The 14,880-nt window shown below is 71.7% G+C and carries 16 protein-coding genes; 6 read left to right on the forward strand and 10 right to left on the reverse strand.

Annotated features, from left to right (window positions below; translation table 11 throughout):
• The first annotated feature begins 44 nt into the window (after window positions 1-44).
• Complete coding sequence (locus GA0115233_RS27795; RefSeq protein ID WP_093723049.1) at window positions 45-272, forward strand: hypothetical protein; 228 nt, start codon at window positions 45-47, stop codon at window positions 270-272.
• On the opposite strand, the gene GA0115233_RS27800 is transcribed toward GA0115233_RS27795, so the two are convergent.
• Window positions 273-1,544, reverse strand: a complete 1,272-nt coding sequence (locus GA0115233_RS27800) for an MFS transporter (RefSeq protein ID WP_093723050.1) — start codon at window positions 1,542-1,544, stop codon at window positions 273-275.
• Between the two features lie 58 nt (window positions 1,545-1,602).
• On the reverse strand, window positions 1,603-2,205 hold the full coding sequence (locus GA0115233_RS27805; RefSeq protein ID WP_093723051.1) for a hypothetical protein: 603 nt from the start codon (window positions 2,203-2,205) through the stop codon (window positions 1,603-1,605).
• 104 nt (window positions 2,206-2,309) lie between these two features.
• On the opposite strand from GA0115233_RS27805, the gene npdG reads away from it, so the two are divergent.
• Window positions 2,310-3,017: an NADPH-dependent F420 reductase gene (npdG, locus tag GA0115233_RS27810; RefSeq protein WP_093723052.1), complete on the forward strand. Its 708-nt coding sequence runs from the start codon at window positions 2,310-2,312 to the stop codon at window positions 3,015-3,017.
• Window positions 3,018-3,077: 60 nt separating this feature from the next.
• A complete protein-coding gene (locus tag GA0115233_RS27815; RefSeq protein WP_093723053.1) occupies window positions 3,078-3,260 on the forward strand; it encodes a hypothetical protein in 183 nt (60 codons plus the stop codon).
• Here the strand turns inward: GA0115233_RS27815 and GA0115233_RS27820 are convergent.
• Entirely contained in the window at window positions 3,250-4,050 is an 801-nt protein-coding gene (locus GA0115233_RS27820) for a site-2 protease family protein (RefSeq protein WP_093723054.1), read from the reverse strand. The genes GA0115233_RS27815 and GA0115233_RS27820 overlap by 11 nt on opposite strands.
• Window positions 4,051-4,154: 104 nt before the next feature.
• Here GA0115233_RS27820 and GA0115233_RS27825 point away from each other — a divergent pair, with 104 nt between their 5' ends.
• Together GA0115233_RS27825 and GA0115233_RS27830 are read left to right on the forward strand one after the other, a co-directional pair.
• Window positions 4,155-4,688 carry a DUF6578 domain-containing protein gene (locus tag GA0115233_RS27825; RefSeq protein ID WP_093723055.1) on the forward strand — a complete coding sequence of 178 codons (534 nt, stop codon included), beginning with the start codon at window positions 4,155-4,157 and terminating at the stop codon, window positions 4,686-4,688.
• 51 nt (window positions 4,689-4,739) lie between these two features.
• Window positions 4,740-7,970: a BTAD domain-containing putative transcriptional regulator gene (locus GA0115233_RS27830; protein ID WP_093723056.1), complete on the forward strand. Its 3,231-nt coding sequence runs from the start codon at window positions 4,740-4,742 to the stop codon at window positions 7,968-7,970.
• Between the two features lie 13 nt (window positions 7,971-7,983).
• Here the strand turns inward: GA0115233_RS27830 and GA0115233_RS27835 are convergent, their stop codons facing one another.
• From GA0115233_RS27835 to GA0115233_RS40285, 7 genes are all read right to left on the reverse strand, one after another.
• Complete coding sequence (locus tag GA0115233_RS27835; protein ID WP_093723057.1) at window positions 7,984-8,793, reverse strand: ABC transporter permease; 810 nt, start codon at window positions 8,791-8,793, stop codon at window positions 7,984-7,986.
• The gene (locus GA0115233_RS27840; protein ID WP_176711959.1) at window positions 8,790-9,815 is read right to left on the reverse strand and encodes an ATP-binding cassette domain-containing protein; all 1,026 of its coding nucleotides are present in this window, start codon (window positions 9,813-9,815) and stop codon (window positions 8,790-8,792) included. The genes GA0115233_RS27835 and GA0115233_RS27840 overlap by 4 nt, the downstream gene beginning before the upstream one ends.
• A 76-nt stretch (window positions 9,816-9,891) precedes the next feature.
• Window positions 9,892-10,941 carry an endonuclease/exonuclease/phosphatase family protein gene (locus GA0115233_RS27845; protein ID WP_093723059.1) on the reverse strand — a complete coding sequence of 350 codons (1,050 nt, stop codon included), beginning with the start codon at window positions 10,939-10,941 and terminating at the stop codon, window positions 9,892-9,894.
• A 180-nt stretch (window positions 10,942-11,121) separates the two neighbouring features.
• A complete protein-coding gene (locus GA0115233_RS27850; protein WP_093723060.1) occupies window positions 11,122-11,763 on the reverse strand; it encodes a TetR/AcrR family transcriptional regulator in 642 nt (213 codons plus the stop codon).
• A gap of 37 nt (window positions 11,764-11,800) precedes the next feature.
• Complete coding sequence (locus GA0115233_RS27855; protein ID WP_093723061.1) at window positions 11,801-13,351, reverse strand: MFS transporter; 1,551 nt, start codon at window positions 13,349-13,351, stop codon at window positions 11,801-11,803.
• 182 nt (window positions 13,352-13,533) lie between these two features.
• On the reverse strand, window positions 13,534-13,905 hold the full coding sequence (locus tag GA0115233_RS27860; RefSeq protein WP_093723062.1) for a VOC family protein: 372 nt from the start codon (window positions 13,903-13,905) through the stop codon (window positions 13,534-13,536).
• A gap of 91 nt (window positions 13,906-13,996) precedes the next feature.
• Entirely contained in the window at window positions 13,997-14,326 is a 330-nt protein-coding gene (locus tag GA0115233_RS40285) for a hypothetical protein (protein ID WP_141689575.1), read from the reverse strand.
• Window positions 14,327-14,410: 84 nt separating this feature from the next.
• On the opposite strand from GA0115233_RS40285, the gene GA0115233_RS41200 reads away from it, so the two are divergent.
• Window positions 14,411-14,854, forward strand: a complete 444-nt coding sequence (locus GA0115233_RS41200) for an IS3 family transposase (RefSeq protein ID WP_304363118.1) — start codon at window positions 14,411-14,413, stop codon at window positions 14,852-14,854.
• The last annotated feature ends 26 nt before the right edge of the window (window positions 14,855-14,880 follow it).

Below are 14,880 nucleotides of genomic sequence, written 5' to 3' on the forward strand. Positions count from 1 at the left end.
CGAGCCGCCGTGGGGGAACATGTCGGTGGCGAGAGGAGCGGGACATGGCCCTGTTCAAGAAGCGCACGGCGGGCAAGCCGGGCGAGTGGTACTACTGCCTGGAGCACAAGAAGGTCGAGGAGGGGCCGGACTGCCCCGGCAAGGACCGGTTCGGTCCGTACGCCTCCCGCGCGGAGGCCGAGCACGCGATGGAGACCGCCCGCGAGCGCAACCTCCAGTGGGAGAACGACCCCAAGTGGCACGACGCTCCGCAGGCCGCCGACGACGACTGATCAGGCCTTGGTGGCCGCCGCCTCGCGCTGGGCGCGCACGCTCCTGGCGTGCTCGCTGGTGCGGGCGTCGTACGTCATCAGCTTCGGCAGGCACAGGGCCAGCAGCCCGATCGCGCCGACGCTCAGCAGACCGCCCGACCACACCGACGCCCGTACGCCCCACCAGGCGGCGAAGCCGCCCGCCCGGACCTGGCCGAGGGTCGGTCCGACGGAGTACGACAGCAGCTCGATCCCGGCGAGGCGGCCGCGCAGCTCGTCCGGGATCGTCTGGTTCCACATGATCCCGCGGTAGATACCGCTGACCATGTCGCAGCCGCCCGCGACGGTCAGGAACAGCAGCACCAGCCAGACATTGCCGACCATGCCCGCGGCCGCGATCGCGACGCCCCACAGCGCCGCCGCCAGCACCACCATCCGGCCGTGCCGGTGCACCCGCCCGGTCCAGCCACTGCTCAGGCTCACCAGCAGCGAGCCGAAGGGCAGCGCCGCGTACATCAGCCCCAGCGACCACTCGGCGTCCAACTCGTCGGCCAGGAACGGCAGCAGTGCCAGCGGCATCGCCAGGAACATCGCCGCGAGGTCGATGGCGTAGGTGCCGAGCAGCTCCTTGCGGTTCCAGGCGTACCGGGCGCCCTCCCAGATGCCCTTGAGCGACGGCTTCGCGGCCTCGTGCGAGGCGGGGGAGGGGGCCAGCGGGAGGATCAGCACCACCGAGAGGACGAAGGTCAGCAGATCGGCGGCGTACGCCCAGCCGAGCCCCGCGTACGCCACGACCACGCCCGCCACCGCCGGACCGGCGACGCCGCCGACCGTCCAGCGCAGGGAGTTGAGCGAGGCGGCGGCCGGCAGGTGCTCGTGCTTCACGATCCGCGGCCACAGCGAGTCCAGCGCGGGCCGCTGCACCGACACCAGCGCCGAGGACAGCGCGGCGACGACGTACAGCGGCCATACGGCGGGCTCCGGCATCAGCGCGTTCACCAGCAGCGCGGCACTGAGTACCCCCTGCCCCGCCTCGGTCCACAGGATCAGCCCGCGCTTGTCCAGCGCGTCGGCGAGCGCCCCGCCGTACAGCCCGAAGACGATCAGCGGGACCAGCTCCACGGCCCCGATCGCGCCGACGGCCGCCGCGGACCCCGTCAGCTCCTTGATCTGGACGGGAAGCGCGACGAACGTCAGGAAACTGCCGAAGTTGGAGACCAGCCCCGACAGCCACAACCGCCGGAACTCGGCGGACGCACGCCAGGGGGTGAGATCGGGAAGCAAGGAGGCCACAGCAGGTCATCGTCGGTACGGACGGGAGACCGGGGCAACTGTTTTTCGGCGGGGCCGCTCACCACCGCGTCGGCGGCGGGGCCGTCAGATGGTCCGCCAGCGCCGACAGGCGGTCCCGCCAGCGGCGCGGGGACCGGGGCGAGGGCAGGCAGTTCTCGCCCGCCGCCGCGCTCACCAGATGCTGGACCGTGTCCAGGTCCAGGTCCGTCGTCTCCGGGACCGGGAGGGCCTCGTGGGACATCGTCACCAGGTCGCCCTCGGCGGGGCCCAGGGAGAGGACCGTGGCCCCGGAGCGGCGGGCGTCGTGGATGTGTTCCAGGAGGGTGTCGTCCGGGGCGCCCGGGGCCACGACCAGCAGGGTCTCGCCCCGCCGGGCGGCCGCCAGCCGGCCCAGGCCCACCGCCAGGTGCGCCGGGTCCGTCGGGCGCGGGGCGTGGCGTACCAGGGTGGGCGTCAGTTCCGGCGTCCCCGACCACGCCGCCTCGTCCACCAGGTGGGCCGCCAGATGCCACGGCTCGTGGGCCGGGGTCCCCACCAGCAGCAGGCCCCCGCCGTGGGAGACCACCGAGCCCCGCAGCACCCCGGCGAACCTCCGCGTGGCCCCCAACCACTCGGTTCCGGCGAGTACTTCACGCAGCAGCGCGACCCGTACGGCATCCATGGGCCCGCATCCTGCCGCACCGGCCGGAGCGGCACGGCCGGTTCCGGTGGAATTCGCCCGACCTGGGCAATCGGGGCCCCGCGCCGCACCCGTAAAGTCGGGCCATGACCTCTACCGACAGTGCTGCACAGAAGGCCCCCGCCAAGGACCCCTGGGACCTGCCCGACGTCTCCGGGCTGGTCGTGGGCGTGCTCGGCGGGACCGGGCCGCAGGGCAAGGGACTGGCCTACCGGCTCGCCAAGGCCGGCCAGAAGGTGATCATCGGCTCGCGCGCCGCCGACCGCGCGCAGGCCGCCGCCGAGGAGATCGGCCACGGCGTCGAGGGCGCCGACAACGCCGAGTGCGCCCGCCGCAGCGACATCGTGATCGTCGCCGTGCCGTGGGACGGCCACAGCAAGACGCTGGAGTCCCTGCGCGAGGAACTCGCCGGGAGGCTCGTCGTCGACTGCGTCAACCCGCTCGGCTTCGACAAGCAGGGCGCCTACGCCCTCAAGCCCGAGGAGGGCAGCGCCGCCCAGCAGGCCGCCGCCCTGCTCCCGGACTCCCGGGTCACCGCCGCCTTCCACCACCTGTCGGCCGTGCTGCTCCAGGACCCGGAGATCGACGAGATCGACACCGACGTCATGGTCCTCGGCGAGGCCCGCGCCGACGTCGAGACCGTCCAGGCCCTGGCGAGCCGCATCCCCGGCATGCGCGGCATCTTCGCCGGCCGGCTGCGCAACGCCCACCAGGTCGAGTCCCTGGTCGCCAACCTGATCTCCGTCAACCGGCGCTACAAGGCGCACGCGGGACTCCGCATCACGGACGTATGAGGGGATGGGGGACACTGGAGGGCGTCGTACCGCAGTGTCCCCCGACAGGAGCCGCACACCATGCCCCGCCTCGCCCTCTACGCCCTGCTCGTCTGCGTCCTCGCCGTCGTCGCGGCCGTCGTCTCCTTCGTGCAGGGCAGCTGGCTCGGGATCGTCTGGGTCCTGCTGGGCGGTCTGTCGTCCAACATGTGGTGGTACTACGTCAAGCGCGACAAGGCCCGCCGCCAGTCCGTCACGGGCTGACCGAGCAGACCTCGCTCCCGCCCCGCCAGAAGCGGAAGAGGTCGTAGCCGCAGTACGTGTCGAACTCGTCCACCCCGAGCCCGCGCAGGATCGCGTCCACCAGGTCGAAGAACGCCGCGTTCACGCCCGGCAGCCACAGCAGCGCGAACACCAGCAGCAGGCCGAACGGCGCGATCGGCTCCACCTGGCGGCGGACGCCGTGCGACAGCCACGGCTCGATCACGCCGTAGCCGTCCAGGCCCGGCACCGGCAGGAAGTTCAGGATCGTCGCCGTGACCTGGAGCAGCGCCAGGAAGGCGAGCGCGAACCGGAAGTCGGCCGGCACGCCGTCCAGCGCGTCCAGCCAGAACGGCGCCGTGCACACCGCCGCGAACAGCAGGTTCGTCAGCGGGCCCGCCGCCGAGATCAGGCTGTGCTTCCACCGCCCCCGGATCCGCCCGCGCTCGATGAACACCGCACCGCCCGGCAGACCGATCCCGCCCATGATCACGAACAGCACCGGGAGCACGATGCTGAGCAGCGCGTGCGTGTACTTCAGCGGGTTCAGCGTGAGGTAGCCCTTCGCGCCGACCGTGATGTCCCCGCTGTGCAGGGCGGTACGGGCGTGCGCGTACTCGTGCAGGCACAGCGAGACGATCCAGGCCGCCGTCACGAACAGGAACACGGCGACACCGGGCTGCTCGGCGAACCCGGTCCAGGTGGCCCAGCCCGTCACCGCCGTGACGGCCAGGATGCCGGCGAAGACCGGGCTCATCCTCCGGTCGCCGGGGCGGGCGTCGGTGACGGTCATGCTGCTCCCTGGGCTGCTCGGCGCGCGGTGCTGGGGCCCGACGGTACCGGGCGCAACGGGAAAACGTCTCGCGGTCGGACGCCGGTTCCGGAGAAGGTGGGGACATGGGGAAGTGGAAGGTGTTCTACGAGGACTGGCAGATGGAGTGCTGCGGCACTCCCTTCGCGGTGGGCGACGAGGTGAGCTGGCCGCTGCTGCTGATCGAATCCGGCGACTGGGACGACGAGGTCTCCAAGGTCGTCGGCGAGGTCGCGCAGGTCAACGGCGTACGGGTGCTGAACGACGACTCGGGGCTCACGGTCGCCCTGCACGAGGACTCCGTCGACCAGGTCGCGCCGGAGGACCTGGGCGAGGAGAAGCCCGGCGACCGGATCCGCCTGGTCGGACTGCTCTCCGTGGAACGCCACGGCGCCCAGTGGCCGGACGTCACCGGCCGGGTGGCGGACATCCACCTGGTCAGCCAGGAGTACGCCGAGACCGACCCCGCCTCCCGCACCTGGGAGCCGGTACCGGGCACCCGCACCCTGCGCCCCGTCGAGGCCTGCCCCAAGTGGTTCACCGAGGCCGAACCGCACACGCAGGGCCGCCACGTCCGGGAGGCCGGGGTACTGGTCACCCTGGAGGTCCCGGACCACTGACCGCCGCCCGACCCGGCCCGTGCACACAGCCCCGTGCACACAGCAGAGACAATGGACCCCGTGCGCTATCGCATCCTCGGCACCACTCAGGCCCTCCGTCCCGACGGCACCCCCCTACCGGTCGGCGGGGCACGCCTGCGCGCCCTGCTGAGCGCCCTCGCGCTGCGGGGCGGCCGGGCCGTGCCCGTGCAGTTCCTGGTCGACGAGGTGTGGGGTGCCGACCCGCCCGCCGACGCACCCGGCGCCCTCCAGGCACTGGTCGGACGGCTGCGCCGGGGACTCGGCGCCGACGCGGTCGAATCCGTGGACGGCGGATACCGGCTCGCCGCCCGCCCCGACGACATCGACCTGCACCGCTTCGACCGGCTCACCGCCGACGGACTGCGCGCCCTCGCCGACGGCGACCCCGCCAAGGCGGCCGGCGTCCTCGACGACGCCCTCGCCCTGTGGCACGGCCCCGCCCTCGCCGACCTCCCCGACCGCACCGCCGAGGCGGCCCGCTGGGAGACCCGGCGCCTGGACGCGCTGCGCGCCCGGCACACCGCCGCCCTCGCCCTCGGCCAGGCCGAGCAGGCGCTGCCGGAACTGACCGCCCTGTGCGACAGCCACCCCCTGGACGAACCACTCCAGGCACTGCGTCTGCGCGCCCTGCGCGACCTCGGCCGCCCCGCCGAGGCCCTGGCCGCCTACGACGACGTACGACGACTGCTCGCCGAGCAGCTCGGCTCCGATCCCGGGCCCGAACTGCGGGAGCTGCACGCCGAGTTGCTGAAACCGGCCGAGCGGGCCCCGCTCGGCAACCTGCGGGCCCGGCTGACCTCCTTCGTCGGCCGGGAGGCCGACATCGAGGCCATCCGCGCCGACCTCGGCAGGGCCCGGCTCGTCACCCTGCTCGGCCCCGGCGGCGCCGGGAAGACCCGGCTGTCCCAGGAGGCCGCCGAAACCCTCCGGGACGCCGCCCGCGACGGCATCTGGCTGGCCGAACTCGCCCCCGTCGACGACCCCGCCGCCGTCCCCGAGGCCGTCCTCACCGCCGTCGGCGCCCGCGAGACCGTCCTCTACGGCGCGGGCGCCGAGGAGTTCCGCAGCGTCACCGACCGCCACGACGACCCCGTCGAACGGCTCGTGGAGCACTGCGCCCGGCGCCGCCTGCTGCTCGTCCTCGACAACTGCGAGCACGTCGTCGACGCCGCCGCCCGGCTCGCCGAGCACCTGCTGGCCCGCTGCCCGGGCCTGACGGTCCTCGCCACCAGCCGCGAACCCCTCGGCGTACCCGGCGAGGTGCTGCGCCCGGTCGAGCCACTGCTTGAGCCCTACGCCCTCCAGTTGTTCGCCGACCGAGGAGCCGCCGCCCGCCCCGGCTTCCGCGTCGACGACGACCCCGCGGCCTGCGCCGAGATCTGCCGCCGCCTCGACGGACTGCCCCTGGCCATCGAACTCGCCGCCGCCCGGCTGCGGATGCTCACCCCCCGTCAGATCGCCGACCGGCTCGACGACCGCTTCCGGCTGCTGACCTCCGGCAGCCGCACCGTGCTGCCCCGCCAGCAGACCCTGCGCGCCGTCGTCGACTGGTCCTGGGACCTGCTTGACGAGGACGAACGCGAGGTCCTCGGCCGCCTCTCGGTGTTCTCCGGCGGCTGCGACCTGCCCGCCGCGGAAGCCGTCTGCGGTCCCGCCGCCCTCGACGCGCTCGGCTCCCTGGTCGACAAGTCCCTGGTGGTGGCCGCCCCTTCGGGCGACGGCATGATGCGCTACCGGCTCCTGGAGACCGTCGCCGAGTACGCGGGCGAGCGCCTGGACGAGTCCGGGCAGCGCGCCGAGGTCGAGCGCGCGCACCTGACGTACTACCGCGAACTCGCCCGCCTCACCGACCCGTTGCTGCGCGGACCGGACCAACTGCGGGCCGTGGAAAGGCTCCAGCGGGAGTACGAGAACCTGCGCACCGCGCTCCGCCACGCCGTCGCCGAGCGCGACGAGCAGGAGGCGCTGACCCTGGCCCTGTCGCTGGCCTGGTACTGGCAGATGCGCGACCTCAGGATCGAGGCCCGCAACTGGTGCGCGGAGGTGATGCGGCTCGGCCCCGACCCCTTCGCCGCCCCGGCCGAGCCCGCCCGGCCGGTGTGGCAGAAGGTCACCGCGGAGCCGCCGCCGTACACCGGGGAGGTGCTCGCGGAGGCGCGGCGCGGTGTCCATCTGGCCCATCTCGCCTGCATGGACACCGAGTTGGACGCCTGGCAGAACGACGCCGCGCAGCAGAAGCTGCGCACCATCGCCGAGACCTACCCGCCGGGCCTGCCGCAGTCCTGCCGCAGCCCCGGCCTGGTCGCCGTGTTCGCGGTCATGCTCACCGGGGACATGGACGCGGTCGCCGGCATGCTCGACGCCTGCGTGGAGACCAGCCGCACCACCCCCGGCTACGAGTGGGAACTGGCCGCCACCCTCCAGATGCGCGCCAACCTCCTCGCCCACCGCCCCGGCCGCGGCGAGGACGCGGCCCGCGACGCCGACGAGTCCCTCGCCCTCTACGAGCGCCTCGGCGACTCCTGGGGCCGCGCCGAGGCCCTGTCGGCACGCGCGGAGGCCCGGGAGCGCCGCGGCGCCTACGCCGAGGCCGCCGTCGACTACCGGGCCGCCCTGGAACTCGCCCGCCACCTCGGCGCCCGCGCCCAGGAGGCCGTACTCACCGCCCGGCTGGCCGGTGCCCTGCTGGAGGGCGGCCAGGGGGAGGAGGGCGAACGCCTGCTGCGGCAGGTCCTCGCCGAAGTGGAGGGCGGACACAACGAGGCCATGCCGTTCAGCCGGGTCATCCTGGCCGGCTGGCTCAGCATCACCGACCGCATCCCCGAGGCCCGCGAGCAGATCCGGATGCTGCGGGAGAACTTCGGGCCCGCCCAGTTCCATGTCTTCGACGCCTTCATCCTCAGCGGGGAGGCCTGGATGGACGCCGCCGAGGGCCTGTACGAGGAGGCGCTGGAGAAACTGCGGCGCGCCCTGACGCAGTCGGACAACGACGTGGCGCGGGCCATGGCCCCCCATCTGGTCTCCAGTTGCCTGGTCATCGCGGCGCTCGCGCTGTCCGGCTGCCGCCCCCTGGACGGGGCCCGCTGCCTGGGGGCCGCCGAGGCGCTGCTGCCACCCGGACACCCGCTCTCCAGGCTGGAGCGCGAGTGCCGGTCCAGGGCCGTCGCGACGGTGCGCGCCGCCCTCGACCAGGAGGCGTACGAAACCGCGTACGCGGAGGGCGGCGGACTCTCCGCGAAGGAGGCCGCCGCCCTGGTGTGAACCGTCGCGCGGGTCAGGTCTTGGTGCGGAACTTGTGGACGGCGATCGGCGCCATGACCGCCGTGAGCGCCACCGACCAGCCGAGGGTCAGCCACAGGTCGTGGGCGACCGGTCCGCCGTTCATCAGACCGCGGGAGGCGTCGGCGAGTGCCGACAGCGGGTTGTAGTCGGTGAAGTTCTGCAGCCAGCCCGGCATCGAGTCCGTCGGTGCGAAGATCGACGAGCCGAACTGGAGCGGCATCAGCACCAGGAAGCCCATCGCCTGCACGGACTGCACGCTCTTCATCGTCACGCCGAGGGTGAGGAAGACCCACATCAGCGACGAGCCGAAGGCCACGGCCAGGGCGACGGCGGCCAGCAGACCGCCCCAGTTGGTGACGTCGAAGCCGACCAGCAGGGCCACCACGAACATCACGCCGGTGGCCAGCAGCATGCGCAGCAGCTCCACCGCAATCTTGGCGAACAGCACCGAGCCGCGGCCGATGGGCAGCGACCGGAAGCGGTCCATGACACCGGAGTTGAAGTCCTGGTTGAAGCCCGTGCCCACGCCCTGGGCCATGGTCATGCCCATCATGGCGAGCATGCCGGGCACCAGGTACTGCACATAGGCGTCCTGTCCGCCGCCCAGCGCCTGTCCGATCGAGCCGCCGAAGACGTACACGAACAGCAGGGTGAAGACGATCGGGAAGAGCACGGCGTCGGCCATCGACTCCGGGTCCTGCCGGATCCACAGCAGATTGCGCCGCAGGAGCGCGCCGGTGTGCCGCAGGTGGCCGCGCAGCGGGATACGGGCGTCGGCGGTGGTGATCGTGGGGGCGCTCATACGGCGACCTCCTCGCGTGCGTCGGTGGGCTCGGCGTCCTGCGGGGTACTGGCGCGGTGGCCGGTGAGGGACAGGAACACCTCGTCCAGGCTGGGCAGTTCGGTGGAGACGGAGGCGAGGGTGACCCCCTGGGCGGTCACCGCGGCGACCACGGCGGTGAGCTGCTCGTCGCTGAGGATCGGCACCAGCAGCGCGCCGCGCTCGACGTCCACGGTGGTGGTGGCCAGCCCGGTGATGCCGAGTCCGTCGAGGTGGGCGGCGAGCGGGCGCAGCCGCAGCGGATCGGCCGGCTTCACCCGCAGCGTCCGGCCGCCGACCTTCGCCTTCAGCTCGTCGATACCGCCCTTGGCGATGACCTTGCCGCGGTCCACGACGGTCAGTTCGGAGGCGAGCTGCTCGGCTTCCTCCATGTACTGCGTGGTCAGTAGCACGGTGACCCCGTCCCCGACCATCGCCTTGACCTCGTCCCACACCTCGTTGCGGGTGCGCGGGTCCAGGCCGGTGGTGGGCTCGTCGAGGAAGAGCACCGAGGGGCGCCCGATCATCGAGGCGGCGAGGTCGAGGCGGCGGCGCATACCGCCGGAGTAGGTGCCCGCGGGCCGCTTCGCCGCGTCGGTCAGCGAGAACCGCTCCAGCAGCTCGTCCGCGCGGGCCCGGGCGGCCTTGCGGGGCAGGTCCAGCAGCCGCCCGATGAGGTACAGGTTCTCCCAGCCCGGGAGCTTCTCGTCCACGGAGGCGTACTGCCCGGTCAGTCCGATCACCCGGCGCAACTGCCGGGGCTGGCTCACCACGTCGTACCCCGCCACGGTGGCCTGTCCGGCGGTGGGCGGGAGCAGCGTCGACAGAATCCGTACGAGGGTGGTCTTCCCGGCCCCGTTGGGTCCGAGCACCCCCATCACGGACCCCTCCCGCACCTCCAGGTCCACGCCGTCCAGCGCCTTGGTCTCGCCGTAGTGCTTGACCAGCCCCCGCACAACCACGGCGCTCCCCGCGCCACTGGGCTTCATGTCGATTCGCGTCATGGGAAGGACAGTGCCAGCCCCCACCGACAGACCACCGACAGCGGACCTACAGCCGCCGACACCTCACCGACAGGTCCTACGACGCGCTGTCGTCGACCTTCACCCGCGCCGCCACCGGCAGATGGTCGCTCCCGGTCTCCGGCAGCGTCCACGAGGTGACCGGCTCGACGCCCTTCACCAGGATCTGGTCGATGCGCGCGGCCGGGAACGAGGCCGGCCAGCTGAACCCGAAGCCGTTGCCCGCCGCGCCCTGCGTGGAGCGCATCTGGGAGGTGACGGCGTTCAGCGCGCGGTCGTTCATGGTGCCGTTCAGATCGCCGAGCAGCACACTGCGCGGCAGCCGCTCGTCGGCGATGGCCTCGCCGAGGGCGTCCGCGCTCTTGTCCCGCTGCCGGGCGGTGAACCCGGCCTCGATCTTCACCCGCACCGAGGGCAGATGGGCGACGTACACCGCGACGTCCCCGGACGGCGTGGCCACCGCGGCCCGCATCGCCCGCGTCCAGCCCAGCTCCAGGTCGACCGACTTCACCCCGCTCAGCGGGTACTTGCTCCACAGCCCGACCGTGCCCTGCACCGAGTGGTACTTGTACGTCGAGGCCAGCGCCTTCTCGTACACCGGCACCGCCGTCGCGGTCAGTTCCTCAAGCGCCAGCACGTCCGCCCCGGACGCGGCCACGTCCCGGGCGGTGCCCTCGGGGTCGGGGTTGTCGGCGTTGACGTTGTGCGTGGCGACGGTGAGGTCGCCGCCCGCCGCGGTCTTGTCGGAGAGCAGCCCGCCGAAGAGGTTCAGCCACACCGCCACCGGCAGCACCGCCGCGATCAGCGCGGTCGCCGACCGGCGCACCAGACCCACCACGAGCACCAGCGGGACGAACAGACCGAGCCACGGCAGGAACGTCTCGGTGAGACTGCCGAGGTTTCCGATCCGGTTGGGGATGTGCGCGTGCAACACCATGACCAGTGCGAGGGCCACCGCGAAGGCGCCGGTGACGATGCCCCGGCGCCATGTCCCGCGCTCGCGCCATCCGGCCAGCCACCGTCCCAGCAGGCGCCGGAACCGGTTCCGCCGGTGCTCGGACCCCGAGCTGCCGTTGTCCGTCTCCGTCATGTACGCCTGCTGCGCCATACCGTCGCCTCACTGCCTGCCGTGCACACCATCGTCCCCCGCGGTTACGACCCTAGGGGATGATCGGTTCTGTTCCGCCGTCCCATGACGGCCGTACGGGCACGAGGACGTACAAGTCGGCTTCACGAGTTCCGGTTCCCGATGGCGAAAGCGCGCTCTGTGACGAAACGCGCACATCCCCTACTCGGCAGGAGAACTGACGGGCGGTGAGCCGGCCGGCCGCAGACCTTCCAGCAGCGTGTCCACGATCCGCTCCGAGAGGCCGTCCGGTAGATCGGCGTCCGGGCGCATCACCGCACGCACCAGCATCGGGCCCACGAACAGGTCGTTGAGCAGCTCCACGTCGACGTCCGCGCGCAGTTCGCCGTTGCGCTGGCCGCGCCGCAGCACCTCGATGCCGAGCCGGCGCCGGGGTGCCACGACGAGCTTGTTGTACGCCTCCCAGATCCTCGGGCTGGACTTCATCTGGGCGTGCACGCTGTGCAGGATCACCGAGGAACGGCTGACCAGACCGCGCTGCCTGAGGGTCTCCAGCAGGGCGACGAGGTCGTCGCGCATGGAGGTGCCGGGCAGTTCCTCGTCGGGCGGCTCGGCGGCCCGTACGACGTCGACGAACAGCTCCTCCTTGCCGCGCCAGCGACGGTAGATCGCGGCCTTGCCGACCCCGGCGGTCCGGGCGATCCGCTCGATGGACAGCTCCGCGAGCGGCACACCGTCCTCCAGGAGCTTCATCACGCCCTCGATGATGGCCCGCTCCACGGCCTCGCTCCGGGGTCGGCCGCGCGCGGGGGCGTCGGTCTTGGGCTTGTCAGCGAGGCTCACCTGTATGCGTCCCTTCCGTGTACCGGGGGATTCTCCCCTACGGGCGCTGCTGGGTACGCCCCGGCAGGAACAGGCCCACGACCACCGCGCCGATCACCGCGACCGCGGCACCGCACAGCGCCGTCACATGCATGGCGTGCAGGAAGGACTCGTTGGCGCGGGCGACCAGCGGACCGCCGTCGGGGCCGAGGCGGGCCGCCACGGCGAGGGTGGACTCGATCGACTCGCCCGCGGTGTGCCGCAGGGCCGGCGGTACCGCGCCCAGGTCGCCCTCGATGGACGAGCGGTACGCCGTGGACAGCACCGAGCCGAGCACCGCGATGCCGAGGGCGCCGCCGACCTGCCGGAAGGTGTTGCTGAGCGCGGAGGCCGAACCGGCCTTCTCGCGCGGCAGGGCCTGCATGATGACCACGCTGACCGGGGTCATGATGTGCGCCATGCCGGTGCCCATGAGGAAGAAGATCACCTCAAGGATCCAGATCGGGGTGTCCTCGTCCAGCGTGGCGAAGGCGGCCAGCATCGCGGCGATGAGCGCCATACCGGCGGTGGTCGTCGCGCGGTTGCCGAAGCGGTCCACCAGCAGCCGGGCGCGCGGCGCGAAGACCAGTTGGGCGACGGCGAGCGGCAGCAACAGCAGACCGGTCTCCAGCGGCGAGTAGCCGCGCACGCTCTGGGTGTAGAAGACGGAGAAGAAGGTCACGCCCATCAGCGCGAAGAAGACCAGCGCGATCGCGGCGATGGCCGAGGAGAAGACCTTGTCGCGGAAGTAGGTGACATCGATCGACGGATGGTCGCTGCGCTTCTCGAACACCACGAAGGCGACCAGGACGGCCAGTCCGGCGCCGGTCGTGGCCAGCACGGTGGCGTCCGTGAAGTCGGCCAGCTCGCCGCCCCGGATGATGCCGTAGACCAGCAGGACCAGGCCGACGACGGACAGGGCCACGCCGATCGGGTCGATCCGGCCGGGGTTCGGGTCGCGGGAGTCGGGGACCAGCCAGATCATCAGGGCCACGGCGACCACCACGATCGGCACGTTGACCAGGAAGACCGAGCCCCACCAGAAGTGGTCCAGCAGGACGCCGCCGGTGATCGGTCCGATGGCGATGGCGAGGCCGACACCACCGGCCCAGATGCCGATGGCCTTGGGCTGTTCGTCCCGCTCGAAGACGTTCATCAGGACGGCGAGGGTGGCGGGCATCACGAAGGCGGCGCCGAGACCCATGACCGCGCGGAAGCCGATCAGCTCGGCCGGTGACCCGGCGAAGGCGGCGAGCGCGGAGCCGATGCCGAACACGACGAGCCCGCCGAGCAGCACCCGCTTGCGGCCGAGCCGGTCACCGAGCAGTCCGGCGCTGAACAGCAGGCCCGCGAAGACCAGGGTGTAGGCGTTGATCGCCCATTCCAGCTCGCTCTGGCTGGCGCCCAGGCCGGTCGGGGCCGGGGTGGAGATGGTCTTGACGGCGACGTTCAGGATCGAGTTGTCGAGCACGATGATCAGCAGGCTCAACATGAGGACGCCGAGGATGGCCCAGCGGCGCCGATGCACCGCTTCGGGTATCCGGGGGACGGCGGGAGCAGGAGCAGTCATGGCTCCCACCGTAGGCCCATTACGATACGGACCGGTACCGTAATGTATTTCTTTTACCCCGCTCGACGGATTCCACCGCCGCTTCCCGGTGCAGGCCCCTCTTCGGGGCACCAGCCGCACATGGCTCAGCACCACCATCACCGCCACAGCCAAACAGGTCGAAGCCCTCGTGAACCCGGCGATCAGCGCGTGTCGATGCAGAAGGGATGCCCAGCGGGATCGGTGAGGACCCGCGCCCTGTCCCCATGCGGCTGATGATCCGGCTTGCCCGCACCCAGCTCCAGCAGCCGGGCCTCGGCCTCGTCCAGGCTCTCCACGACCTTGAAGCAGATGTGAAGCTGCTGGAGAACGATCTGACCAGGCCAACTCGGAGCCCGGTAGTCCTCGACCCGCTGGAAGCCGATGAAGAGCCCGTCCTCACGGTTGAGACCGGCGAACTCGGCGTCCGACTTCGGGTGTGGCTCAAAGCCGGTGGCCTGCTGATAGAACGCCGCCAGAGCCAGCGGATCAGGGCAATCCAGCGTTATCGCGACCAGTTCCATCTGCAGGGGCATGAGACCTCCGAGCCGATCAGTGGACTTCCAAGCACGCCATAGAGGCGGCTGCCTACAGTTAAGCGGGACGAGGAGAGCGCGTTCGTTCCACTCAACCGTAAGTACAGCTGGTCAGGGCCTTGAACCGTTCCGGGCTCCGTAGACTCGGCATCGGCACGACCGAGACGCTGCGTAAGTGGGTGTAGCGGGAGCAGATCGACGCCGGCACCCGGCCGGGCACGACGACGGATGAGTCGGCGGAACTGAAGCGGCTGAAGAAGGAGAACGCTGAGCTGAAGAGGGCGAACGACATCCTCAAGGCAGCAGCGTCTTTCTTCGCGGCCGAGCTCGACCGGCCACACACACGCTCGTAGCGTTCATCGACGAGCACAAGGGCCGCTTCGGCGGCGTCGAGCCAATCTGCCGGGTCCTCACCGACCACGACTGCAAGATCGCTCCCTCCACCTACTACGCCCACCGCAAACGCCAGGCCGCCCCCGCGACCCGCACCGTCCGCGACACCGAACTGAAGCCCCTGATCAAGGAGGCGTACGACACCAACTACCGTGTCTGTGGTGCCAGAGAGATCTGGCGCCACCTGAACCGACAAGGCCATTTCGTGGCCCGCTGCACCGTCGAACGCCTCATGCGCGAACTCGGCACCACCGGCGCCGTCCGCGGCAAGAAGGTGATCACCATGGCCCCCGACCCCACCGCACCCAGGGCACCGGACCTGGTCGACCGCGGGCTCGTCGCCGACGCACCGAACCGCTGCTGGGTCGCAGACTTCACCCACGTGGCGACCTGGACCGGCGTCGTCTACGTCGCCTTCGTCGTGGACACCTTCTCGCGCCGCATAGTCGGCTGGTCGGCCGCCACCACGAAGGAGACCGGCTCGTCCTGGACGCGCTGGAGATGGCCTTGTGGCAACGCGACCGCGACCAACGCACCCACGTTCGAGGCGAGTTGATACATCACTCGGACGCCGGGTTGCAG

Origin of the sequence: Streptomyces sp. DI166 (assembly GCF_900091315.1) — a bacterium.
Taxonomy (GTDB): domain Bacteria; phylum Actinomycetota; class Actinomycetes; order Streptomycetales; family Streptomycetaceae; genus Streptomyces; species Streptomyces fuscus.

Excerpts from the sequence above, each read along its gene's own strand:
- GA0115233_RS27795 (WP_093723049.1), top strand. The coding sequence starts at position 45 with ATGGCCCTGTTCAAGAAGCGCACGGCGGGCAAGCCGGGCGAGTGGTAC.
- GA0115233_RS27805 (WP_093723051.1), bottom strand. The coding sequence starts at position 2,205 with ATGGATGCCGTACGGGTCGCGCTGCTGCGTGAAGTACTCGCCGGAACC.
- npdG (WP_093723052.1), top strand. The coding sequence starts at position 2,310 with ATGACCTCTACCGACAGTGCTGCACAGAAGGCCCCCGCCAAGGACCCC.
- GA0115233_RS27815 (WP_093723053.1), top strand. The coding sequence starts at position 3,078 with ATGCCCCGCCTCGCCCTCTACGCCCTGCTCGTCTGCGTCCTCGCCGTC.
- GA0115233_RS27820 (WP_093723054.1), bottom strand. The coding sequence starts at position 4,050 with ATGACCGTCACCGACGCCCGCCCCGGCGACCGGAGGATGAGCCCGGTC.
- GA0115233_RS27825 (WP_093723055.1), top strand. The coding sequence starts at position 4,155 with ATGGGGAAGTGGAAGGTGTTCTACGAGGACTGGCAGATGGAGTGCTGC.
- GA0115233_RS27830 (WP_093723056.1), top strand. The coding sequence starts at position 4,740 with ATGGACCCCGTGCGCTATCGCATCCTCGGCACCACTCAGGCCCTCCGT.
- GA0115233_RS27835 (WP_093723057.1), bottom strand. The coding sequence starts at position 8,793 with ATGAGCGCCCCCACGATCACCACCGCCGACGCCCGTATCCCGCTGCGC.
- GA0115233_RS27840 (WP_176711959.1), bottom strand. The coding sequence starts at position 9,815 with ATGACGCGAATCGACATGAAGCCCAGTGGCGCGGGGAGCGCCGTGGTT.
- GA0115233_RS27845 (WP_093723059.1), bottom strand. The coding sequence starts at position 10,941 with ATGGCGCAGCAGGCGTACATGACGGAGACGGACAACGGCAGCTCGGGG.
- GA0115233_RS27855 (WP_093723061.1), bottom strand. The coding sequence starts at position 13,351 with ATGACTGCTCCTGCTCCCGCCGTCCCCCGGATACCCGAAGCGGTGCAT.
- GA0115233_RS27860 (WP_093723062.1), bottom strand. The coding sequence starts at position 13,905 with ATGCCCCTGCAGATGGAACTGGTCGCGATAACGCTGGATTGCCCTGAT.